The sequence below is a fragment of the Psychrobacter sp. AOP7-C1-14 genome, assembly GCF_052376135.1.
Taxonomy (GTDB): domain Bacteria; phylum Pseudomonadota; class Gammaproteobacteria; order Pseudomonadales; family Moraxellaceae; genus Psychrobacter.
This window is the reverse complement of record NZ_JBQSVH010000027.1, coordinates 1-25,075: the sequence shown is the minus strand read 5'-3', so window position 1 is coordinate 25,075 and position 25,075 is coordinate 1. Positions and strand designations below refer to the sequence as shown.

The 25,075-nt window shown below is 42.5% G+C and carries 17 protein-coding genes; 8 read left to right on the top strand and 9 right to left on the bottom strand.

Features of this window, described 5'->3' with window-relative positions; all coding sequences use genetic code 11:
- Nucleotides 1-355: 355 nt before the first annotated feature.
- From fhuB to ACT3QN_RS12905, 3 genes are read right to left on the bottom strand one after another with little or no spacing between them, the layout of a single operon-like run.
- The gene (gene fhuB / locus ACT3QN_RS12915) at nucleotides 356-2,515 is read right to left on the bottom strand and encodes a Fe(3+)-hydroxamate ABC transporter permease FhuB (protein WP_444523430.1); all 2,160 of its coding nucleotides are present in this window, start codon (nucleotides 2,513-2,515) and stop codon (nucleotides 356-358) included.
- Nucleotides 2,512-3,498 (bottom strand): ABC transporter substrate-binding protein, encoded by a 987-nt coding sequence (locus tag ACT3QN_RS12910; protein WP_444523429.1) that lies wholly within the window; start codon nucleotides 3,496-3,498, stop codon nucleotides 2,512-2,514. The genes fhuB and ACT3QN_RS12910 overlap by 4 nt, the downstream gene beginning before the upstream one ends.
- A gap of 50 nt (nucleotides 3,499-3,548) precedes the next feature.
- A complete protein-coding gene (locus ACT3QN_RS12905) occupies nucleotides 3,549-4,313 on the bottom strand; it encodes an ABC transporter ATP-binding protein (RefSeq protein WP_444523428.1) in 765 nt (254 codons plus the stop codon).
- A 192-nt stretch (nucleotides 4,314-4,505) separates the two neighbouring features.
- On the opposite strand from ACT3QN_RS12905, the gene ACT3QN_RS12900 reads away from it, so the two are divergent.
- Both ACT3QN_RS12900 and ACT3QN_RS12895 read left to right on the top strand, forming a co-directional pair.
- Nucleotides 4,506-5,780, top strand: a complete 1,275-nt coding sequence (locus ACT3QN_RS12900) for an SIP domain-containing protein (RefSeq protein WP_444523427.1) — start codon at nucleotides 4,506-4,508, stop codon at nucleotides 5,778-5,780.
- Between the two features lie 273 nt (nucleotides 5,781-6,053).
- Nucleotides 6,054-6,971 carry a haloalkane dehalogenase gene (locus tag ACT3QN_RS12895; RefSeq protein ID WP_444523426.1) on the top strand — a complete coding sequence of 306 codons (918 nt, stop codon included), beginning with the start codon at nucleotides 6,054-6,056 and terminating at the stop codon, nucleotides 6,969-6,971.
- A 170-nt stretch (nucleotides 6,972-7,141) separates the two neighbouring features.
- On the opposite strand, the gene ACT3QN_RS12890 is transcribed toward ACT3QN_RS12895, so the two are convergent.
- Both ACT3QN_RS12890 and ACT3QN_RS12885 read right to left on the bottom strand, forming a co-directional pair.
- Nucleotides 7,142-7,726: a TetR/AcrR family transcriptional regulator gene (locus tag ACT3QN_RS12890; protein ID WP_444523425.1), complete on the bottom strand. Its 585-nt coding sequence runs from the start codon at nucleotides 7,724-7,726 to the stop codon at nucleotides 7,142-7,144.
- A 122-nt stretch (nucleotides 7,727-7,848) separates the two neighbouring features.
- On the bottom strand, nucleotides 7,849-8,529 hold the full coding sequence (locus ACT3QN_RS12885; protein WP_444523424.1) for a glutathione S-transferase family protein: 681 nt from the start codon (nucleotides 8,527-8,529) through the stop codon (nucleotides 7,849-7,851).
- An 807-nt stretch (nucleotides 8,530-9,336) separates the two neighbouring features.
- Here ACT3QN_RS12885 and ACT3QN_RS12880 point away from each other — a divergent pair.
- The 6 genes from ACT3QN_RS12880 (at nucleotide 9,337) to ACT3QN_RS12855 (ending at nucleotide 14,474) form a co-directional block, all read left to right on the top strand.
- Complete coding sequence (locus tag ACT3QN_RS12880) at nucleotides 9,337-9,891, top strand: carboxymuconolactone decarboxylase family protein (RefSeq protein ID WP_444523423.1); 555 nt, start codon at nucleotides 9,337-9,339, stop codon at nucleotides 9,889-9,891.
- Nucleotides 9,892-10,001: 110 nt separating this feature from the next.
- Entirely contained in the window at nucleotides 10,002-10,655 is a 654-nt protein-coding gene (locus ACT3QN_RS12875) for a DsbA family oxidoreductase (protein WP_444523422.1), read from the top strand.
- A 70-nt stretch (nucleotides 10,656-10,725) separates the two neighbouring features.
- Nucleotides 10,726-11,613, top strand: coding sequence for a glutathione-dependent disulfide-bond oxidoreductase (gene yghU, locus ACT3QN_RS12870; protein ID WP_444523421.1), 888 nt, complete (start codon nucleotides 10,726-10,728; stop codon nucleotides 11,611-11,613).
- A gap of 187 nt (nucleotides 11,614-11,800) precedes the next feature.
- Entirely contained in the window at nucleotides 11,801-12,346 is a 546-nt protein-coding gene (locus ACT3QN_RS12865) for a peroxiredoxin-like family protein (protein ID WP_444523420.1), read from the top strand.
- A 298-nt stretch (nucleotides 12,347-12,644) separates the two neighbouring features.
- On the top strand, nucleotides 12,645-13,637 hold the full coding sequence (locus tag ACT3QN_RS12860) for an acyltransferase (RefSeq protein WP_444523419.1): 993 nt from the start codon (nucleotides 12,645-12,647) through the stop codon (nucleotides 13,635-13,637).
- Between the two features lie 87 nt (nucleotides 13,638-13,724).
- Nucleotides 13,725-14,474 carry a hypothetical protein gene (locus ACT3QN_RS12855; protein WP_444523418.1) on the top strand — a complete coding sequence of 250 codons (750 nt, stop codon included), beginning with the start codon at nucleotides 13,725-13,727 and terminating at the stop codon, nucleotides 14,472-14,474.
- 115 nt (nucleotides 14,475-14,589) lie between these two features.
- Here ACT3QN_RS12855 and ACT3QN_RS12850 read toward each other — a convergent pair whose 3' ends face one another.
- The 4 genes from ACT3QN_RS12850 to ACT3QN_RS12835 form a co-directional block, all read right to left on the bottom strand.
- On the bottom strand, nucleotides 14,590-15,759 hold the full coding sequence (locus tag ACT3QN_RS12850) for an HlyD family efflux transporter periplasmic adaptor subunit (protein ID WP_444523417.1): 1,170 nt from the start codon (nucleotides 15,757-15,759) through the stop codon (nucleotides 14,590-14,592).
- Nucleotides 15,760-15,761: 2 nt separating this feature from the next.
- Entirely contained in the window at nucleotides 15,762-18,086 is a 2,325-nt protein-coding gene (locus ACT3QN_RS12845; protein WP_444523416.1) for a type I secretion system permease/ATPase, read from the bottom strand.
- 74 nt (nucleotides 18,087-18,160) lie between these two features.
- Nucleotides 18,161-19,699 (bottom strand): TolC family protein, encoded by a 1,539-nt coding sequence (locus tag ACT3QN_RS12840; protein WP_444523415.1) that lies wholly within the window; start codon nucleotides 19,697-19,699, stop codon nucleotides 18,161-18,163.
- Nucleotides 19,700-20,171: 472 nt separating this feature from the next.
- On the bottom strand, nucleotides 20,172-25,075 hold a 4,904-nt coding region (locus ACT3QN_RS12835; RefSeq protein WP_444523414.1), incomplete at its 5' end, for a beta strand repeat-containing protein.

Genomic DNA, 25,075 nt, shown 5'->3' with positions numbered 1-25,075 from the left:
CAAAATGGCATATCTTCTGGATAGTTGACAGGTCTCAAGGCAAACGTCTTTTGATAAGCTTCAATACTAAAAGTGTCAGGTAGATTTTGGGTGATGGTCGGTATGATTTGCTCCTGATTATTATTTTGCTAGCCTGCCGAGCGTATCATCCAATCTAGCTGAAATTTTGCGTCGTTATTCACATTAAGTTGTAGATCAAACAGCATTCGATAGACCTCTGCTGAAGATTACTCAGACCTTCATATCAATATTTTAGTCAGCTTATTTTCTGTCTGAATACTGTCTAGATCAGAGGCGCTCAACTTAAGACTATCGAAGCCAAAATTGTCAGCTATTGAATGCTTGCAGACAGCGGCTATCTACTTGCTGAGGCTGGTACCTTACGAATGAGCCATAAGAAATAGCCACCACCGATAATAGCCGCAATTGTTCCTGCCGGTAGCTCATAAGGAAAAATAACATAGCGTCCAATCCAATCCGCTATCACCATCACCCCTGCCCCTAAAAGTGCAGCTAGTGGCAATTGCCGTTCAAGCTTCACGGCTCCCAATGAAGTAGCCAAATGTGGCACCATCAAACCAATAAAGCTCAATGGGCCAACGGCAAGCGTACTGGCCGTACTAAGCGCTGCCACTAATGCCAATAGTGACAAAGTAATCGGCGTAACTGCCACACCTAGATTACGCGCCACACCTGTGCCTAAGCCAAGGACGCGTAAGGGTTTAATCAACAGTAGGCTGAGTATAAATAAGATAGTGGCAATACCAATGAGATACCATACCGTATTGGGCTGAGCACTATAAGTTGTCCCTGACAGCCAGCTGAGCATCGCCTCTAGCCGCGGGTCTCCTGAGAGCTTGACCATATGCATCACACCATCCATCATGGCGGCAATACCTATACCTACTAATAATAAATAACCTGAACTGACCCTACGTGCCAGCCAAATAATTAATAGCAGCACAGCCATCGCACCTGACAGTCCTGAGATTAGCAACGTCCCTGCTCCAGCAGATAACCCTAAACTTGGTAATAATAAAAACCCTAAAATAACCCCAAGTGCAGCACCCGAGCTGACACCCAATACCTCAGGACTGGCCATGGGGTTACGTGTTAGAGTTTGTAGTAACACGCCTGCAACCGCCAACATCAAGCCTGTGGCCGCAGCACTCAAACTACGAGGTAAGCGATACTGCTGCGTAAGCGCCCAATCTGTACTAACCCCCCAACCATTGATATCTTGCACAAACAAACAAGCCAACATGATGACAGCAAGCACCCCAACACCCCAGCGCCAAAATGCAATGGATGTATGTTTACCCGCAAGCATAGGCGTCACTGTCTCTATCCGCTCACGACGCTGACGTAAAATTAGCCAAATAATTAACGGTGCACCCAAGATACCTGTCATAGCCCCAGCTGGAATCTGCATATCAAGTATTGGCTCAAGCAGTAACGCGACATTACTGGTTAATAATAAAAGCAATGCCCCCAGTCCAAAGGCAGCGACTAAACGTTTACCAATAGACGAGAGACCAAGCGCATTGACCAAACTTGCAGCCCCAAGACCAATGAAACCAATTAAACCAACTTCACTGATTACTAAGGCCGTCACAACAGCGACGACCAATACAACAAGTGCGCGAATTCCATTAATAGGCACACCCAAGCGTTTCGCCTGCGTGTCATCTAGACTCATAAGCGTTAATGGCTTTAATAATGGTAGACATACAACCGCCATCAACACCGCAGTAATGACTAGCGCTATACTGGTATGCCAGCTGTTTTGTGCTAAAAATCCAGCCGCCCACGACAGCATACCGTTACTACGCTCAGCGAAAAACAGCACCAGTACATTAGCTACCGCGGCCAGTAAGATATTGACCACCAAGCCAGCTAATATCAAAATTAATGGGTTAAATCGACTGTGTGCTGATAAGGCAAATACCAGACCCATACTGATGATAGCCCCCACAAAGGCAACATAAAGTCCGCCATAAATGGCCAAGCTTGGTAAAAACAACGTGACGATGAGCATGGCTAACTGTGCTCCAACACCCACACCCAAAGTGGTATCTGATGCTAAAGGGTTTTTTACCAATTGCTGTAGTAAAATACTGACCACACCTAATAGCCCGCCAGCCAACAATGCTACTACGCTGGTTGCCACTATATGTAGCTGTATCGCCATACTGGCAATATCTAATTGCATACTTGGTATAAACAAATCACTAAATGGACGCGTCCATTGCTGATCTAGCAGTACCCAGCTACTCCATAATGACAAAGCCGCTAATCCGATGAGCATAGCCCATAGTCGCCAAGACAAATTGGCAAATAGAGAGGTTTGGGGATTGGGTTGTTCCGGTGGCTGATTTAGTGGTGATGATGATGACTGTTTCGTTGACGAGGGTTTTGAAACTGTTGCTGCTTGAGAAGCGGATGTCATCGTATGAACACTATCGGTGTGATTATTGGTATTGTGGTTGTTGTGAGTATCTGCATTGGCGCTCATAGTACTTCCCCGCCTTTTAATGAAACGTCTGACAAGTTATTTGCTAAACTAACCAATGACGACATACCACCATAAATCCATACTGGTGGAAGCTCGCCCACACAGCGGGACTTGCCATAGCCTAGACGCTGCCAAATCAAGCTGTCATCAATCTCAGCTTTAGTAATTGGGCTCAGCGGGTCGATAATTAGTAGACAAGTTTCATCATCTAATTGTGCCAAATCTCCCATCCGTATCGGCACAAACCCCCAATTGTTACCCTTGCCCAATACCACAAGCTCTCTATTCATCTGCTCTAACGCAGGCTGAAATAAGCTGTTTGCCACATACATACGCATGTTGTTAGCATCCGCAAACTGTACCACTGCGAATTTCTTTGCTTTTGGGTAACGGTGTTGGAACTGCTGACTGGCTAGCTGTATGTCTTTTTGGCTTTGCACAATATAGTCTTCAGCCATCTTTGGGTTATCAATCAGTACGCCAAGCTCCCGCGTCGGTTCGGTATAATCAGCCCACGTTGCTGTCTCTCCTTTTGCCGCAGACATCACAGACTCAGCAGGGACGTCGCCGTATAGATTACGAGCATGCTCATAAAAATAATTATCTATGACCATATCCACAGGCAATTGAGCGATTAGCTCAGCATTGGGCTGATAGCGGATGCCTAAGTCTGTTATCGATGTTGGCAGTTTGGGGCTTCCCACCCATCTATCCCAAACCCTTACATCACCTGTCGCAATTGGTGCATTTCCCATCGCTGTCAAAGTTGCTGCATTACCCCAGTCAGGAGACACAATATTCATGCTATCGCTGTGACTACTTTCTACCTCCAAGGTAGCGGTTTTTTGCGTAGATGTCTGGCTATTACAGGCCGTCAATACCAAGCACAATACGAGGGCAAACCACTTCAGTGAAGCCATTACTGTTACTGATGTGGATAATGGAAATTTTGATGACTTGTCTGTATAAAGAATGTGAGGCATAGAGGCGTATCTTTGTAGGCGAATTAAAAATAAGAAGCAGAAACCAGACGTTAAGCAACTGCGACAGGCTGTCCAGTAATAGGATGACTGAGCAGCTGCATATCGACATTAAAGATATTGTGTAGCACAGTAGATTGCATAGTACTGGCGATATCACCGTTGTGACATACTTGACCATTTTTTAGCGCGATTACTCGATCAGCATATTGCGCGGCCAAATTAATATCATGAATAATAATTACCACGCTTAAGCCTTGCTCATCCACTAAACGACGAATAAGCTGGATAATCTCGATTTGATAATGCATATCAAGCGCAGCAAGTGGCTCATCGAGCAATAGGTAACGTGTGTCTTGTGCTAGACACATCGCGAGCCAAGCACGAGCGCGCTCACCACCTGATAGCGTGGCAGTGATTCGGTCAGCAAACGCTTCTGTTTGAGTTACTTTTAATGCTTGCGCGACTTTGTCTTTATCTATTTGAGTTGGCTTTTGCAGCCATTTTTGATGTGGGTAGCGACCTAGCATGACTAGCTCACGCACCGTAAACCCAGCAGCCTCTGGCAATTGCTGTGGCAGATATGCCATTTGTCGCGCCAACTCTTTGCTGCCGTAGTCATTGATACTGTGCTCATCTAATGCAACTTTACCGCTACTACTTGCCATCTCCCCTGCTAATGCTTTGATCAAGGTCGATTTGCCAGACCCATTATGTCCAACCAAAGCCACTAATTGATTGGTATCGATCTCACAAGTCACATTGTCTAATAGCGTATTCCCTTGACGGCTGATAGTCAGCTGGTTTGCACGTAGCATATAAGTACTCATTGTTGATAAAAATAATACGTCATAAAAGTTATGGTTTATCGATCTTTGGTTATAGACCGATTTTTGCGAAAAACCACAAGAAAAAATTGATTTTACTCGTAAACGATAACAAAAACAATTATCATTAACTAAAAACTCATTCACTTTAATTTCAACACTTTGTTGATTGCGAGTATTTATATGACTAACCTTCTTTTAGCCACTACAGAAAATGCCCATAACCAGAACAGCCAATACACTTCTCTGAATAATCCTAAAATAGCAAGTGTCGTTGCTCATATTAATGAAGAGCACCTCGATGAATTGCTTGGGTTCTTGAGTGCGTTTACCTCTTTATCTACAGCCAAGTTGGATCTTATAGATGCACAAATGACCGATATTTACGCTGAAGGTATTACCATACAGACTCGCCCAAAAGTCTCAGAGGACCAGCCAACTGATACTCAAGACAACTCTCTTTACGAACAAACGTTTTTTATTGCTTTCGCTACACCTATCTCCCAGCTTGATGACTTACAAGCTCAATATATCTTGCTAAAGCAAAGAGCCGATAAAAAGCTAGGCAAAAAAACGATTAAACTTACCAAGCAAGTATTTGATGTACAAAACAGTTATAGAGTCAGCAAAAACATGCTGCGCCTTGAATTGAGTATGCCGTTATTGAATGGTGCCAAGGATGCCCCTCGCTCAATATCAGTACCTACCAACGAAGCAGGTTACGCGTACTTATTTGATTTAGAGCACAATGCAATGACTAGTGCATCAATGACTGACAGCACTAATGACAATAAAGCTGGTGACTATAAAACTAATGACAATGCAGTTAATGACGGTGAAAAAGATAACATACGCCCTGCTCGTCCTCACTGCTATTACACTTTGAGAAAAGCATGGTATGCTGATGATGAGATAAGAGCATGGGTCGATGTATTTCTACATGGGGATACGCCGGGCGGCAACTGGGCAGCAGCACTACAAGCAGGCGAGTCCGTTGTCACAAAGCGAGAATTTCCAGAAAAGGTAGAACACTTGCAAGACGGTCAAGCGGTACTGATTGTAGATGAGACCTCGATGCCAACGGCAGCACGACTGCTGGAACTGTGGAATAACCCCAAACCACCACTGGTCATTTGTGTAACACAAGATGCAGAGGATCAACGTTATTTTGATACTGTAAAAATGTGCAGTGACCTTAATTGCGATACTGAAAACAATGGTAACAACCACTTTACCGTATTACCCATCGTGACCAATCAAATAAATTCAGGAGCAGAGTTAGCCACACTAATTGATAGCAAGTTGGGCGATTACTTGACCGACAATCCTCTACAGATTGGTAAAGTTTGGGGAGCATTAGAAGCAAATACTACCAAAGCATTACGCTTATTGCTTAAAGACCGACTTGAGCTCAGTCGTACCGACGTTGTAGTGAAGGTATATTGGCGTCATGATTAGTTTAGTCCTATAAAATGTAACTCAAGAGTATCCTAAATATAGTCGTTGCTATTAACGCATACATCCACTATTAATGTTTGCAGCATCGGATGAATGTAAGGTATAGTTTTTATTTTGAACGTTTAATCAATATAGTACTATAGTACATATTCAGATAGCTCTATCACTGAAATTACAAGTGATAGTCAATTAGCATTTAGAAACTCATTTCTAATAAACTGTCTAACACCGATGCCAAAATGTACTATTATTTTTCTAACCCAAGGATGATATATGAAAAAACTTAGGACGCCTGATTCGTGTTTTGCTAACTTGCAGGATTACGATTTTGAACCGAACTATCTGATAGTCGATGATACAGAAGGTGGCGAGCTACGAGTACACTATCTTGATGAAGGTCCAAGCGACGCCGACCCTATCTTACTATTGCATGGCGAGCCTTCTTGGTCTTATCTGTATCGTAAAATCATTCCGATACTAACAGCAGCAGGACACCGCGTCATCGCACCAGACCTTCCTGGTTTTGGACGTTCAGACAAACCTGCATCGCGTACTGACTATACCTATCAGCGCCATGTCGATTGGATGCAATCGGTGCTTGATCAATTAGACTTAAAAAATATTACGCTGTTTTGTCAAGATTGGGGCGGTTTAATCGGTCTACGCTTAGTAGCAGCGCACCCTGATAAGTTTGACCGCGTTGCAGCAGGGAATACGATGCTACCGACTGGGGATCATGATCCTGGCGAAGGTTTTCGCAAGTGGCAGAAGTTCTCTCAAGAGACGCCGCAGTTCAATGTAGCAGGCACCATCAAAAGCGGTACCACAACGACATTGTCTCAAGCCGTACTGGATGCGTACGATGCACCCTTCCCTGATGAGTCCTATAAAGAAGGTGCCAGACAGTTTCCAGTACTAGTGCCTACTACACCAGATGATCCTGCTTCAGAAAACAATCGTGCAGCTTGGGTCGTACTGAGCAAATGGATCAAGCCATTTATTACGTTGTTTAGTGATTCTGATCCAGTGACTGGTGGTGGCGATCGCATCATGCAGAAACTGATTCCTGGTACCAAAGGCCAAAAACATACGACTATTGTCAATGGTGGTCATTTCCTACAAGAAGACCAAAGCGAAACGTTGGCTGAACTTCTATTGACATTCATTAATGACAATCCAAAAGCACAGTGATAAATAACAAAAACCCTGATTGCTAATGTACTAGCAATCAGGGTTTTTAGTAATGCCGTGATAATTGGTCAACGATAAAATGCACTAGCTATAGCAACCAAATGGTTAGTGTTTTGTAGAAAACAACTGCTTGATTACATGCTAAAAAACCTGCTTTTCATGCAACCTTGCTATACGATATTTTTAAAAATATCATCGATATACTTCTCTACTGCATCGTTATCATTGGTAACTTGCGCATAAGTCCTGAGACCTATAATCTGAATTTGAAAATAACGCGCCAGCTCAATAGGGTCTTTTTCTGCACTAATCTCACCATTATCAATGGCTTGTCCAAAGAGGACGGCAAATGACGCTTCTATACCCTCTAAGATATTCGTTGCATGCGCGAGCAATTCTGGACTATCGTTTTGAGTAAGCTCAGCGACTGTCTTGACGATCATGCACATACCACTAGGCGCAGTAGCGCTATTACAGACAATCACCGTATGGATAAAATGTTTTAAGCCTTCTAGCACTGTGTCTTTTTGCTCAATACAGTCGGCCAATTTCTTGGCACCATCTGCAGCATAGCGATTCAGCGACTCTGTAAATAGCTTATCTTTACTACCAAAAGCGGCATAAATACTACCTGGATGCATATTCACCACATCTTGCAAGTTTCGCATGGATGTTGCGTGATAGCCTTTTTCCCAATAGAGATTTTTTGCTTTTTCGATCACATCCTCACGATTGAACTTTATCGGAGCACTCATAATTTTCACCTTAATGTCTTTGCCTTAAAATCTATTTTAAGGCAAAGTTTGTAAAATCAACCTTAGTTACTGTTTTTAAACACTTTTTATATTATAAAACTTCTTGAGTTTCTTTGCTATGATTAACTGTTTTTATCAAAGTTTTGCGGATAAAGCGCACGTGCAGCAACATCGTCAAAATCAGTCTTGAAATCAATACCTTTAGGAATATCACGAGCTTTTTGTACTGCTGGACGAGCATCAATACTATTAAACCAGCGCTTTAGATTTGGATAATTATCCAGACTATCCTCACCAAGTACGAATGTTGATTTATCAATCCAACCCCAAGTAGAGATATCAGCGATTGTATAGCTATCACCAACCATATATTCACGGCCTTCTAGGTGCGTATCTAGCACTTCATAATGGCGCTCTGCCTCACGAAGGTAGCGATTGATCGCATATGGGATCTTTTCTGGTGCTTTGTGTCTAAAGTGAACAGACTGACCAGAAAAAGGACCTAACCCAGATGCTACAAACATTAGCCAAGACAGCATCTCGCTACGGTCTTCTGGCTGTCCTGCCAGCTTTCCTGTTTTTTCAGAAAGATACATTAGGATAGCTGTAGAATCAAACACGCGTTTGCCATCATCTTCTAGCGCAGGCGTTTTACCGTTTGGATTGATAGCACGGTACTCAGGTGTATGTTGCTCACCTTTTAGCGTATCTACTGCCACAAGCTCATAAGGCAGCCCTGTTTCTTCTAAAAACAATGCTACTTTCATTGGGTTTGGTGTTTGGTGAAAATAAAATTTAAGCATAACTTTATCCTATTATATGAAAATAGTCATCTAATGACTATAAGATCAGTTGATCTACAAAAGCTCTAATGAGATAACAAAAATAGACGTCGCAGTTTGAAGCACATTTTTATTGTCTGATATACACTATAACCACAAATGAACGGTCGTTCAAGTCATGTCATATGTCGATATAACCAAAACAGTGTCGATATAATCCTGTTCTTATTGTAGTTTTCTTTACTAGCATGCATTCTCGCAACTTATTAGCCTTTCACCTACATAGCAAAGGCTTAACAATTCCTATGTTAACTATTATCACTTATACAACGGCAAAGAACGATAGTATTGCTATCATAAAAGCTGAGCCACGCGCGAGCTTCGCCAAATCCATACGTTCTACATAAGAGGACAGGAATTGATTAATTCTAGTTCATTTAATCATCTTAGTAATCTTTGTCCGTAGTATCAGAAATAATAATATTATCAGCGTCATTCAAGATAATAATCACTTTTTTACCATTACTTTTAAATCGCTACTTACACAGTGTTACTTTCTTAAAGTACTGATATTATTAGAATAATATAAATTATACAGAGAAATGTAATTACGCCATTACAATTTACTTGAACGATTACTCAAATAATTATTGAGCGATTGCTCAATATCATTTATAGTAGTCTCTATTGACTCACTTACTAAGCAAAGTCGCTGATTTTGAGTAATCACTCAAGTTAACAATTAAATGTAAATCAGCGACTACTTCGAAGTGAGCATGGAAAATATAAAACACACTAAATCTCAAACCTATTATTAGGAATAATATTATGACCGAATTTACTTTACACGACAAAGATACAGCCCCAGCAGAAAGCAAAGACTTACTTGATTCTTCTATCAAAGCATTTGGCATGGTACCTAACCTACACGCTGTGATGGCTGAAGCACCAGGTCTACTAGAGGGCTATCAACGTCTGCATGAATTGTTTTTAAACAGCAGTTTTGATGATGAAGAAACTACTGTTGTATGGCAAACTATCAACGTTGAACATGCTTGCCATTACTGTGTACCTGCGCATACTGGTATTGCTAAAAGCATGAAAGTAGATGACGCAATCACTGATGCATTACGTGATGAAACGCCACTACCAACTGCACGTCTAGAAGCGTTACGTGACTTTACGCTTTCTGTTGTACGTGATCGTGGTAACGTTGATGATAGCGCTGTTCAGACATTTTTAGATGCAGGCTACACTAAGCGTCAGGTTCTTGAGGTTATCCTTGGTGCTGCTCAAAAAGTCATGAGTAACTACACAAACCACCTAGCTAACACACCAGTTGACAAACCATTCCAAAAATTTGAATGGCATAAAGCTGACTAATATGTTTTTCAGCTAACGCTGACACAGTCCATTTGATGTTTTCATGCTGTTGTTCGAAACATCTTCGGGCAGCAGTTTTCCATTTTAATTTATCGTTAATGAGAGATCCTATGGAACAGGCAAAAAAACCTTTACAAATAGACATCGTGTCAGATGTTGTGTGCCCTTGGTGCGCTATCGGCTATAGTCAATTGGCTGAAGCATTAAAACAAACCAACACGCCACACGAGATTCACTGGCATCCATTTGAATTAAATCCTAATACGCCGCACGAAGGACGAAACTATCGTGAGCATATTATGGAGAAGTATGGTACGACTGCTGAGGACGTTCAAGAAGGCCGAGCTAGAATGACAGCAGCAGGTGCAGAAGCTGGATTCCATTTTCAGTTTACCGATGACTTTCGTACTTACAATACTTTTAATGCGCATCAGTTGCTACATTGGGCAGATCAGCAAGGACGTATGCACGACCTAAAAAAGGCATTGTTCGTCGCGCATTTCGTCGATAATAAAAATGTGGCTGACAGTACCGTACTTGCAGATGTTGCAGCAGATATCGGACTCGATCGTACCGAAGCGCTTGCCGTTATCGCAGATCAACGCTTTGCCAATGTGATACGTGAAGCCGTACAGCACTCAAGACAGCAAGGTGTCCAAAGCGTACCATCGGTTATCTTTAATGGTCGGCATTTGGTGAGCGGCGCGCAAGGTGTAGAAAACTATAAGAGTATCTTAAAGCAACTAGCAGACATGCCAGAATAAAAATAATAAACTGGATCAGATTGACCAATTGCACTCTACTGAGCACAGTCTATAAAAAGGTATCATCATTATGTCAAACTCTAATCATTACGAGCCACCTAGCGTCTGGACATGGGACGCTGATAGCGGCGGTAAGTGGGCAAGTGTCAACCGCCCTATTGCTGGCCCAACGCATGAAGCAGTGCTACCTCGCGGCAAACATCCATTGCAGATCTACTCAATTGGCACCCCTAATGGCCAGAAAGTCACCATTATGGTCGAGGAATTATTAGCGTTGGGTGTGACAGAAGCTGAGTACGACGCGCACCTTATTCAAATTGGTGAAGGCGGACAGTTCTCATCAGGTTTCGTTGAGCTAAATCCAAACTCAAAAATTCCTGTGCTTTTGGATACGGAGACTGGTAGCCGAGTGTTTGAAAGTGGCTCTATCTTGTTTTATTTGGCTGAAAAGTTCGGAAAACTACTCCCTAAAGATGCAGCAGCACGCACTGAAGTGATGAACTGGCTGTTTTGGTTACAAGGCTCTGCTCCTTACTTGGGAGGCGGTTTCGGACATTTTTATTTTTATGCGCCCGAAAAGTTTGAGTACCCTATCAATCGATTCACAATGGAAGTAAAGCGACAGTTAGATGTCCTAGAACGAGAGCTTGCAGAAAATCGCTATCTAGGTGGCGATGAGTATACGATTGCAGATATAGCCACTTGGCCTTGGTATGGTAATCTCATACTAGGTCAAGCATACGAAGCAGGAGAGTTCCTACAAGTTGAAAGCTATCCAAATGTACGTCGCTGGGCAACAGAGATTTTAGAGCGTCCTGCTGTACAACGTGGTCGCAAGGTGAACCGTACTTGGGGTGAACCTGCTGAGCAATTGCATGAACGTCATGATGCCTCAGACTTTGAGCTAAAAACTCAAGACAAATTAGATGCTAGGGCAACTGAAGAAGCAAAAAAATAGACGCTTTGTCTATTACTTACTGGCTTACTTAAATAGTCTTGTTGAGCAATTTCAAAGGTAATGTTAACTTTTCCTATTACTACTTGGGACTACTGTAAACATTCAACACTTTTGCACTTAGGACTGTTAATGTAGAGCTGCTAAATAAGAAATAACCAAAAGAACACTATCAAAAAGGATAAGAACTATGTCAACAGATTATGCTCAAAAAATTCAAGCTGGTACTACATTTCCTGAAATGGAAGTACAAGTATTAAATGGTGAGACGACTTCATTAGGCAAACCTGAGAACGGTCATGACTGGAAACTGGTCGTTGTATACCGCGGTAAACACTGCCCAATCTGCACAAAGTACCTAAATACTTTAGAGACTATGAAAGACTCTTTTTATAACACTGGTGTCGATATTATCGCAGTATCTGCTGATAGCAAAGAGCAGTTAGAAGGTCATCTAGAGCAGATAGACGTTAACTTCCCGATGGCTTATGGTCTAACTATCGAACAGATGAATACACTAGGTCTATATATCTCTGATCCACGTTCAGAAAAAGAAACTGATCATCCTTTTGCTGAGCCTGCTGTGTTCGTTATCAATGCTGAAGGAAAAGTACATATTGTTGATATCTCGAATGCACCGTTCTCTAGGCCAGATCTTGAATCATTGGCAAACGGTCTAGCTTTTGTTAGAAACCCAGAAAACAATTACCCTATCCGTGGTATGCACGGACAGTAAATTGATAACGTTTAATTCATTCGAATAATCGGATGTTTTAAATACTAAGGGTGTATTGAGAAAAATCCTCAATACACCCTTTTTTTGTCCTTTTTGTCCATTAGAGTAGTTAAGTTGGATATATCTTGGTTCTATAATGAAATACTTTTGCTCAGTACCATTCGTTCTTCAAAAGATATTTTGAACAGTACTGTTTATTATTTGTTGTTAACACTCGTACACTGAGATTGATTTCCTGCTAAAATCATGCAGTAACATTATCAATATCTCATCATAGGTATGAGTAAAAGGACTCAATATGCGATTGAAATCAATCGTTCAAAAATTACATGAACGCACTCCAAAATTGGGCAAAGCTGCCTCGCTGACCACTGCAACCAGCGTTATCACTTTTAATAGCATGTTAGCCGGTCTACCTGTCTGGGTAATGGGTGCGACTAAAGCTATCACTGGTGCTGCCATCGCGGACAAAGCTGTTATTGATGTGACGAACTATTGGATTAACAGCAACAACGCATTGATCGATAACGTATTACCGCGCAAAGACTGGCGCATTAACTTACCTGATGATGTGCATACAAACGGTAAGTATCTACTGGTTAGTAATCATCAGTCATGGGTTGATACCAGTATCGTGCAATATATCAGCGAAAAACGTTTACCGTTGACACGTTTTTTTACCAAGTTTGAGCTCATATATATTCCCGTCATTGGTCAAGCTTTTTACTTTCTCGACTTTCCTATGATGCGTCGACACTCAAAAGAAGCCATCGCCAAAAACCCCGCTCTAAAGGGTAAGGATATCGAAGAAGCGAAACGAGCGTGTGCGTTGCTCAAAGACAAGCCCTTCACGCTATTAAACTATCTAGAAGGGACTCGCTTCACCCCTAGCAAACACGATAAACAAAAATCTCCTTATAAGCATTTACTTAAGCCGCGCGCTGGCGGGTTATCACTGGCTATGAGTGCATTAGGGGAAGAAATCGATGGGATTTTGGACATGACGATTGTCTACCCTGACGGTGTACCTACTTATAGCGATTTATGGAAGGGTAACATCAAACGTCTAGGGGTCGACGTGCGACATATTGAGATACCTAAAGAGTTGTTTACTGCGATCAAAAAAGGCGGCTATGAAACAGATGAAGCGATAAAAGCGCAGATGTTTGACTGGGTAGAACAAGTATGGCATCAAAAAGATCAGCTAATCACAGAAATGCTAGCTGACTTTGAGACCAACAACTCTGGAAATAAAGAATCTGAAACTGAAGATAATATTGAGCAGGCTTAGCATATTGTCTATACCAAAAATCCTTATTATTTGATAACCTCAAGATGAGTTGCACGTGTACTAATATGATAGAGGTAAAGCCATATAATGATGAAGTTTCGCGAAAAATGGTTTTGGGCGTTATGCCTTGCAGTATTAGTACATGCTGGGGTTTTCCTTGTTTTTTACCTCAACACCCAGCAAACCGATTCGGTAGAAGTGGCTGATAGCCAAATAAGCACGACTGAACCAGCAGCTATCAACGATGTAACTCTATCTGAACCTGAAAAAATCTATGCCACTACTGTCACTAGCACTAAGACATCGGCTGACACTAGTGACAATGTAAATGAAACCGTCAATAAACAACCTGAGACTGTTAATAAGCCTGAGGCATCCCAACCAACAAGTAGTGATGAGCAAATAGCAAAAGTAGAGAGCACAAAAGCATCCCCTTCTCCAGCTGTAAATAACATCGATAATAAACCCAAAAAATCCGCTGCTACATCGAAAGAGTCAGCTCAGATAATCGATACTCCTACGCAAAAAGAAAATACGTCAAATACTCAAACAGATAACGAAACCCAGTTTATAGTTGCAAACACTGATGATAAATTGGAAGAGATTAAAAATAATGCAAGCTTGTTGGATATAGACGTTCCTGCTCAAAAAAGTAACGTCGAAATAGATAAAGACTACCTTTCAGCAAAATCTGAAGTAGAAGCAATAAATAATCAGTTGAGCGCCGCCATCAATGAAGTTAAAAAGCGTAACCAGCAGAAAATTGACGAGCAACAACAATTAAGAAATAAGGTAAACATCAAAGATAACCAAAACTCTCCTGACAATCCCAACTAATTCTATAAAAGTTATAAGTAGCAGCATCATTGGGCCCTATACTTTTATATATAAAAACCCCCAGTTAATTATTGGGGGTTTTTAATCTCATTGATAAATATTCACTGTTAAACTATTAACGCTCACCCAAACCTTCTGATAAGGTTTTGGTAATTGGCTTAGTTAAGTAAGATAATACTGTGCGTTCCATCGCCTTAATATCGACAGAGGCGGTCATACCAGGTTTGATGACAATCTCATCACCGCGCCCCTTAAACTCAGCACCATTAATCACAATCAATACACGGTAGTAAGGCTCTTCGCCTTCAGGTGTTTTTTCCATTAACGTGTCTGGACTGATATAGTTGACTGTACCTTTCATGGCTCCAAAGATAGAATAGTCATAGGCATCAAGCTTAACTGTCGCTTCTTGACCTTCTTTAACATAAGCAATATCAGCAGGACTGACCTTTGCATCTATAACCAAGTCACTACTGGTTGGCAGAATCTGCATGATGATCTCGCCGGGCTTAACAACACCACCAATAGTGGTCACATTAATATTTTTAATCTTGCCTTCTGTGGGAGCCATCAAGCGCTTTTCTTCAAGCACTTGTGCCCGATCTCGCAACTGCTCAAGCTCTGTATCTAATTCTTCCTGAGCCTTTGTCATTTCAGCCTGTGCTTCTTCAAAATACTTATTACGCTTGTTATTAATCTGCGCTTCAATATCAGCAACTTGACGGCTCAGTTTGATGACATCAGCCTGACTGACATCGCCATACTTCAATAGAGGCTCATTCATACGTAGTTCTTGACGTGCCAGCACCAACATTTTCTGAAGAGAAGAAACTTCTTCATTGATAGCTTGACGACGTCTATTGTATAGCGCCCTTTGGTTTTGCACGTATTCAGGATAGTCATCTATCCCTTTAGGGAACACCAACGGTTTTTCAAAAATCTCAGCGTTTAATCTTGCTAGCTTAGCAGTTAATGCGGCCGTTTTAGAGGCAGAATTATCAACAGCCGCTTTAGCACGCTCTTCCTCCAACACTACCAGTAACTGACCTGCTTTAACTTCCTCACCTTCTGTGACAGCCAGCTGAGTCAAGACCCCGCCTTCTGACGCTTGGATTTCCTGCGTTCGAGCACTAGCAATCACCGTTGCTTGCGCACGGGTCACTTGGTCAATCTTGGCAAATGACGCCCAAACAATTAAAATGACAATCCCGATTAATGCTATCCAAATACTCAACCTTGAACGATTCACCTTGGGCTTGGTGGGTGTGTACTTATATTCTGACATGCCTACTTCCCTTGATCATCTGTTGAATGTTTAGCTTTGATAGGTTTCACACTGATATTTCTTACTCTAGAGGTAGCAGGCTTATTTTCTTCAGCACCTTCTTTTGACGGTTGATTGGATTTATTAACGATTCTATCTTTTTGCTGTACGGTAGTTTTATTTTTTGCTTGATCATTTTTTCTGAGCTCATCAAGTACCGCTTGTTTTGGACCATCAATGATAATACGCTGGTTATCCATAATGATCAGCCGATCTACCAAGTCTAGCAATGCCGTCTTATGAGTAGACACAATAAACGTCTGCCCTTTCGTTAACTCCTGACGTAGCACTTGTAGACAACGCTGCTCTTGTCGATTGTCCATAGAAGCCGTTGGCTCATCTAGCAAAAATACATCTGGCTTAGTCAGCAGCAAACGGGTAAACGCTACTAGTTGTTTTTGTCCACCTGATAGGCCTTTACCCCCTTCGCTGATAGGTAGATCAAGGCCGCTCGAATGGCTGGATACTAAGTTGATTAGTCCTGTTCTATTCAAGGTATCTTGAAGAACGTCGTCATTGGGCGCTGCCATACCGATTAATAGATTCTCACGCAACGTTCCTTGGAATAATCGATGATCCTGCTGCAGATAACCCAAGCGCTCACTAAGTGTCTCACGACTGACCTGATGTATATCAAGTCCGTCTAACAATACGCGCCCTTCCGTAGGGGCGTACAATCCTGCTAATACCTTAAGCAAGGTAGATTTACCTGAACCAATAGGCCCAAGTATCGCTATACGCTCTCCTGGCTTAATCGATAGTTGCGGAACCGTAATGGCTGGTCGATCGTTGCCTTGGTAATTAAACGACAATCCATCGCACTGGTACGCTCCTTTTATATGCGTAGGTGATAATGGATACGCAACGCCTTGGTTGTCTTGCTCTAGTGCAAACAGACTCTCGATATTCATTTTGGCGGCTTTGGCATGAGCATACTGCACTAGTAGATTGGGTATTGCCATAACAGGCGCCAACACCCTACCACCAAGTATCGAACAGGCAATCAGCCCACCCATTGTCATGTCACCTTGCATAACGACAAACGACCCAACTATCACGATACCAACGTAGCTTACTTGCTGTAGCATCTGCGTGAAATACGTTAAGTTGTCATTAGCATGCTTCATATCCAAATCGTTTTTGATAGTGACATCCATCACATCTAGCCAACGTGAAAGAAACTTCCAACTGCCAGCCCCTGCCTTTATTGTCTCAACGCCTTCCACAGCTTCTACTAGCAAACCTGTCTTATAATAAGAGGCCGTCGCACCCTCTGATGCGATGGCATCGATGCGTTTTCGAGCAACCAGTCCCATCGTAATAGCGATAACTGCTGCTATCACTGGCACAACAGCCACTAGTGGTGAGCCAATAAAAGCCACTAGGCTGACAAAAATGATAGTCATGGGTAAATCGACTAAACCAAAAAGCGTACTCGCTGTAAAAAAACTACGTACTTGCTCATAACCACGTAATTGCGCCGCCATAGAGCCAACTGACCCCGGCATTTGGTCGATACGTACTTTAAGCAAACGTTGGAACACTTCTCGAGACAGGTACTGGTCTAAACCGACGACAACCTTATCCATGATTCTTGAGCGAGAGAACTTCATAAACGCTTCAAACATAATCACTAAGAAAACGCCACTGGCTAAAATGATCAACGTATATTCGCTACGCGTTGGAATGACGCGGTCATAAACTTGCATAGAAAACAGAGAAACGGCCAATGCCAGCATGTTAATCAGAAAAGTAGCTATGACGGCTTCAGCTAAAATACCTTTATAATTACCCAAATCAGATTTTAACAGATCAGAAAATGAGGCTTTTCGCTGCTTAATATGATCTTCTTTTAGACGAATACGCATGACCAAAGTCAACTCTTCGGCGCGCGTATGTACCTGCTGGTTCGCTTGTCTAAAGTTCCAGCTTTTTTGTGGTGTTTGGCTATCGATCACGCCCCAACCCATGTCTGAGCGATATGCCAGTAATGGTAAAAAAGCGGCATCAGGTTGCTCTAGTATTTCTGGCGTGTCGGTTATACCGATGCCTTGTAGCACTGCAATGACACCGCCTAGCTCATGAATGCTTTGACCTTGTATATCCGACTGCTCACTATGACGTTTAACAACATCATGGAGCCGTATATTGTCTACTGGATAGCCTTGCTGTCCGAGTAAATGCTTAATCGCATCAGTCAACGTTTCGGTCAGATTGACCTGCTCTGAGTGTTGCAGCTCATGGTGATCAACAGACTGAGACGGTGTCTTTTGTAATTGTGCACTCATATTAATCGCTTATTTAGTATTTTAGATGGTTGCATATGTAGGATAGGTTACGCCTGGTTGAATGACTTTACGATTTAATTATTTGTCATGTCGTCTTGTTCATTTATCGGCGTAATACTGTAATCATCATTTAACATGAGATGTTCACCATTGTTCAAGCTTTGCTCTGTTGTGACAGGTAAATTGACATTGACGTATTCATCTGTAATGTTATCCCCATAACCAAACTCGCGACCAGCTTTGTTTTTATCTTGTTTGTTTAGCCACTGTTTGACAGACCCTATCGGGCTAAATAAACTCACTGGCTCACGATTACGAGAAAACTGTTGCCATTGCATAACGCCAAAATCTACTTGTAACTTATAAAATGACCCCAACATCTCTGCTCGGGTCTGCACTAGCTGGACTTGGTAATCATTATGCTCACGTACAGCATTGAGCACTTCTAACCATGATTTACGTCCTGCAATGAATTGGCGACGATAAGAGCTGACCACAATCTGGGCACCTGCTACAGCAGCAATCAATGATGTCTCTCGATCTTTAGCACTAATAAACTGTTGATACTGTACTTGGATTTCTTCTATAACATTACGTCGCGCCGCTTCCTGATTCTGTATCAAGCTATTGACCTCTGCTTGCGATGCACGGGCTAGCGCAAAGTTGGAAAATCCTGCTCCTGGTTCATAGCTCAGACCTACTGAAAACTGTCCGTCATTTTCATCATCTTCATGATAGTAAACATGTTCGTATTGAGCATATACGGTCGGATATCTTGCTGCCTGCTGAGACTCAACACCCTGCTTAGCAGATTCGATTTGAAAATGATTTTTTACGACGGTAGGATTATAAAATCCTGCCCTATCAAAGGCCATTCTTTCAAAATCAACAGATTGACGTTTGGCCTGCTCAGCCAATACTTTGATATTCGGTATGCTCGTTACGCTCATTTGAGATAACGGCTGACCAATGATTTGTTCTAGCCTAGCAGCAGCAATACGTTGCTGTTCAACTGCAGCTTGATAAGAGGTCTGTTCTTGTAAGATGCGATTGGTTACTAGATCAAGTTCAATACGAGCCGACACGCCTTGACCAACACGGCGCTGCATCATAGCTTCAAAATCGTCCAACTCTTTTATATTTTCAACATAAACACTTTGCTGGGCGACTGCTTGGATATAACTTTGCCACGCCTCAATCGTCGTTTTGGCTACTGAGTTTTGCTGCTCATAGATATACTCGACCGCGGCTTTATCATCAAATATAGCCTGATTGACATCAGCGGTAAGCTGACCGCCTGTCCATAGAGGCTGGCGAATAGTGACCTCCGATATAAAGTCACTGTCTCTGTCATAACCTGAGCTCACGCTTGGGGTTGGCAAAAGGTTTAATTTGGCCGCATTAATACCCTCAGTGGTCGCTTCTTGACTCGCTCGAGCGGAGCCTACTAAAGGATGTGTTTGAATGGCCTGCGCCACCAAGTTATTGATTTGTAAATCTTCTACCGCTGCTTGAGCAGTCATGGTAGACAAGATACCAAACGTTAAAGCAGTCATCATATGGCGTACTAACATACTACGAGTTCGCTGCTTAGGATTTGACGAATTTTTCATATTTTTTTCAGTAACCATCCTTGTTAACACACGCTGGAATATATATTTAATACTACTGTATTAAACCTCAGTTTATAAGGCAATAAGATAATTACCTTGTAAAGTCTAATGTATAAAAAAGAGTGAAAATCTCAATAACGGAAATTTATTTATTCATCGTAAATAGTGTAACACTGAACAAAAGATATCTTGCATAAATTAGCTCCTCAAAACATAGAATAAGTAATAACAAAATAGCCTCTAAAATTCGCTTTACCACCGTAAACTAAATACTGTGGAATCAAAATCAGTTAAAAGAACATAGAATATACTATCCAAATTCTGATAAAAAATTATTTATCTTTTAATTACTTGCTCTAAAGTTTTTTAGGCTGATTACCTATGTCTCATATCTAAAACTAATTAAATAGGTAGTACAAAAAACGCCTCCATTTTGGAAGCGTTTTAGAGACTAAAATTTAATTATTTGTTATTAGATAACATTAGTAATATCCGTATCAATATAAACCTGTGTAGAGATGTCAGTACCTGATTGCCATACGTTATAAGTATCACCTTCTAAAGTAGTCTGTGCAACATTGGACCAACTATCGCCTTCTAGATCAACCGTATCATCGCTATCACCTTTGACATAGATATCTGATTCAACATCGTTGGTTGCTACATTCAAAGTGTTAGCACCGACACCACTAATGTCAATGATATCAGGCTGCATCATATCAGACAGACTAATAACTTGATCTGCACCCTCAAAGATAAAGGTATCGAGTCCACCATTTGAGGTAATTAGCGATGTATCAGGAAGCTCAATAGCATTGTCAATATCGTCAACAAGTGTAAAGCTGCTAGCATTCATACCTGCACTGACTGGTTCCGATGGAGTACTTTCAATTGTTACACTGAGGGTAGCTATATCGGTATAGCCATTACCATCATCTATAGTATATTCAAATTCATCTACTTGGTTGATCCCACTGGTGTCTGTATTATTCGGCTTATAAGTATAAGCGCCGTCCGAGCCTATAACTAATTGACCGTAATCGCCTTGGATAAGTGTCGCTACGCCGATAGTCACACCATTGACTTCTGAGACCACAGTGCCTGAAGTTACTATGTCGTTTTCACCCATGACATTACCACTAGTTGATATTGCAATAATACCACCACCTACAGTAGCTACTTCGAGTTCAGCAGAGGCTGTATCATCTACAGCTATTGGGCCTAGCATGTACTCTTTGACTGTATTCGCTGTGCCTATATTACCTAGCACATCAGTCGTTGTTACGCCCACCCCAATCTCATTGTCATCGTCGGCAACCAATTCACTACCCGCTACATCTATACTATAGTTACCAGCAGTATCTATATTAGCCGTGTAGTCAACCTCGTTGACAGTCAGAGTAACAGTATCGTTAACTTGGAAATCGCCCGTTACAGTACCACTCACTTGGACAGTCGCAGTCGCACCCGCTTCAGCAGCATCAATGACATTGTCGCTTGTTAAATCATTCACCGTGACTTCAATGGCTGCTTCGGTATCGACAGTGATATCAGCTGTAACTGGATCACTTACATTACCTGACGTATCCGTGGCTGTCGCTGTTAGCATCTCAAGACCTTGACCCATAGCATCTACATCGGCTTGGTCAACTGGGATACTCCAGTTGCCAGCAGCATCAACAATGGTAGTACCGATTACATTACCCGCTTCATCAGTCAATATGATAGTGGCGTCCACTTCGCCTGTACCTGTCACGTCAAAGCCGTTCTCGGCCTCGTCTCCGTCTACCACATCGTCACTAGCTATTGGAGTAGTGATAGTTGGCTCTAATGCTGGAGATGCCCAGTCACTGGTGATGTTAATGGTTAGTGTGGCGGTGTCTGTATTACCATAATCATCAAGTATAGTGTACTCAAACGATTCTACTTGGTTGATGACGTTGACGTTTGGATTAGGGGTGTAGAAATACGACCCATCTGCATTCATCGTTAATGTACCGTAGCTACCAACGATATCAGTGCTGCCCGTGAAGTAAACGCCTTCTACCTCTGTAACAACAGTCGATAGCGTGACCTCATCGTTTTCACTGATTACATTGCCCGAGGCTACTATGGAGTCATAAATTCCTGGCTCATTAGGGGTTATTTCGGTAACAACGCCTTCCATCTCAATTGAGGCTGCTACACCAGATCCTCGACCATAAGCACGATAAGTCCCAGGCTCTAGGTTTTCTGCCGCAAGCACCACACGGTTGCCGAGCAAACCCACAGCTGACAAGGACTCGGTAGTAACACCCTCTGTGACCGTCTCCCAGCTACCACTATCCCACTTTTCTAGACGTACTGTCGTAGTAGGTAAAACACCCGCCGCAACAACAGTAAATGATACTGACCCTATATTACCTGCGGCAATATCAAATTCATCAGTAAGTGTCCGAGGGGTAAGTACTGTTACACCTTTTGGACCATCAGCAAGAGTCACCTGCGGTGTTACCGTTTCTGGATGTATAACCAGCTCGGCGGTAGCGAAGTCATCTACGGCATCGATTGGGAAATCGACCGCTGGGTAATCACTCTCAATACTGACCGTGAGTGTTGCGCTGTCAGTGCTGCCTGTTTCCGTGTCTTCGATAGTGTAACTGAAGACGTCTTCTTTATCGATACCACTGGCATCCTCAGTTGGCGTATAGGTGTAATCGCCGTCTGCGTTGATGAGCAATGTACCGTAAGTACCCGTGATAGAAGTATCGCCACTAGCATTAATAGGACCGCCATTGACAGTGGTTACCACAGTGTCATTGGTTGACACGTCGTTTTCATCAATGACATTGCCAGTAGCGTTTACGGCTTGTATATCATCAATTCCTGTTATCGACGTCTCAGTTAGCGTAACTACTTCTAAGGTGCCAGTTGTAATAAGACCGACTGCTGGATTCACGGAACCTACTAGACGATAGTCTCCCGCAGTCAGACCAGATAACGTGTAACCATCAGGAACGCCGTCACCGAGCAGATCAAGCACATTGAGTAAACCAGTTGCACTGGCAGCACTGTCGACGTTGACATAAATGCCATTGCCATCTTTCTTCTGAAGCACCAAGCTACCGTTGTCCAATACATTGGCTATGCCTGTGGAAGAGAAGTTGACTTCCGCAGAGCCTATATTATTTGCAGCAACAGTAAAATCAACTGACACTTCAAAGCTCCCTATACCAAGCAGATTCAGTACTGATGTTTCTTCATTCTTTAAGCTAGAATCATCATCAGAGGTGGTAGTCGAGCTAGTCGGCGTCACGTCAAGACCAGCGACAGCCGGATCATCATTTGCAACCAACTTAATGGGTACTTCGACCGTACTAGGATCACTTTCATTACCAGCCGCGTCGGTCGCTGTAGCGGTCACTGTTTCGCCATTGATTAACGGATCTGCACTGCTATCAATGACGTAATCGCCATTTCCATCAGCAGTGGTACTGTAATCCACTGTACTATCGCCATCGACATCTATCTCTACAAAGGCATCCGCTTCGCTTTCGCCTGTAATTTCAGTACCTGCTTCGTTCACATTAAGCGTTGGTGCGGCAGGTGCCAAGGTATCAACATCGATGTCCACACTAGCAGGGTCACTCACGTTTCCAAAAGGATCGGTGGCGATGACTGTAATGGTCTCAGAACCTTCACCCATTGCAGCCACATCTGCTTGGTCAACTAAAACACTCCAATTACCAGAGATATCTACAATAGCCGTGCCGATGACATCATCCGTTTCATCAGTCAGGGTGATGGTATCGCCAAAATCGCCCGTACCAGTGACAGTAAAGCCATTTTCAGATTCATCACTATTCACTACGCTATCATCAGCGATTGGAGTGTTAATGGTCGGCGCGTCTGGTGGAGTCGTATCAACGGCGAGTTCGATAACCAGCTCTGCCATATCACTACGATTACCATTAGCAATGGTATAAGTAAATATTTCGGTTTGTCCTGCCGATGTATAGTCGCCATTTGCCGTATAGGTATACTCACCATTTTCATCGATGACTAACACACCATACTGACCTGTAATAGTGAATACCTCCACACCGCCAACTTCTGTAGAGGTTGGTACTGACTCTGAAACATTATTACTAGTTATCGCAGTGAGTGTCGTGGCGCTTGTGACAGTATCTTCACCATCTTCGCCCTCAGAACCAACATCGGGATCTATCACATTGCCTGTGACAGCCGTGTCATCGGCATAATCAAATTCAGTCAATGTCGCAGTGATATTAGTAGTTTCAAGTAGCGTCACTGTATTGCTCAGCAGCGCATCAGCAACTGCATTGAGCAGAGGATCTACAACACCCCCAAGCAAGGTATTTATCACAGCATTATCTGTAATGATATTAACTAATTCACCAACACCTATGTCTGTGGTTAAGTCTAAAACACCCTCGAGGACGCCTGTAACAACCGTTCCCAAACTTAATCCAAGAGAACCGTTTAGTGACGCTTCGACAGCATCCAGTACGGCCGCTTGGTTATCAGGACCTAGTATCACTCCAGCCTCACCCAACTCTGCCAATGTGAGGTCATTGACCAAAGCTTCCAAGGCACTTTCATCGTTACGTACGACTATCGTATAGTCACCAGGCTCTAAACCAGATACCGTGGCCGTCAATGTATCATTACCTGTTAATCCTAATAGCTCCATACCTACCAAATTACCTATAAGCGGGCTACCGTTATTTGCACCAATGTAAATACGATCACCATTACTGTCATAGACTTCTATGAGGATAGCATCAGCTACTGTCACTAATGCAGACTGTGAAACCTCTATACCAACAGTACCGTTAGAGCTCTCACTAACTGTAAAACCAAGACCACCCTCTGATCCATTGGTACCTTCTGCTAAATTGAGTAAATCGTATGTCTCGTTGCTATAAAGAAGGGTCTGAGCTATCTGTAAATCACCTAGTTCAAGCTCATCGGCATCATCTCGAGCAATGAGACCAACTCTAGCAAAATCTTTACCAGTACCCGATTGACTGCCATCTGCGTATTCCACAGTCGCTCTGACGAATAATGTGCCGCTATCTGGTACATCTACAGAAGTAATAAAGCCATTATTAATCATATCTTGAGTGATAGTTGTATCAACACCATTGACTGTTAAAGTGTCATTTACTTGAGCGTCATCTGGTAGGGCAATAGCTACATCAACCTTTCCTTCCTCATTCAAGTCTGAACCAGAGATGTAAGCATCATCTCCTTCTAAGATATTAACGAATGGGATGTTATCACCGTCTAGACCATCTTCGCCCGGATCGCCTTTGTCCCCTTTTAACGAAGCGATAAAGTCCGCTTGGGTTAAGGTGTCGTCACCTTGTACTA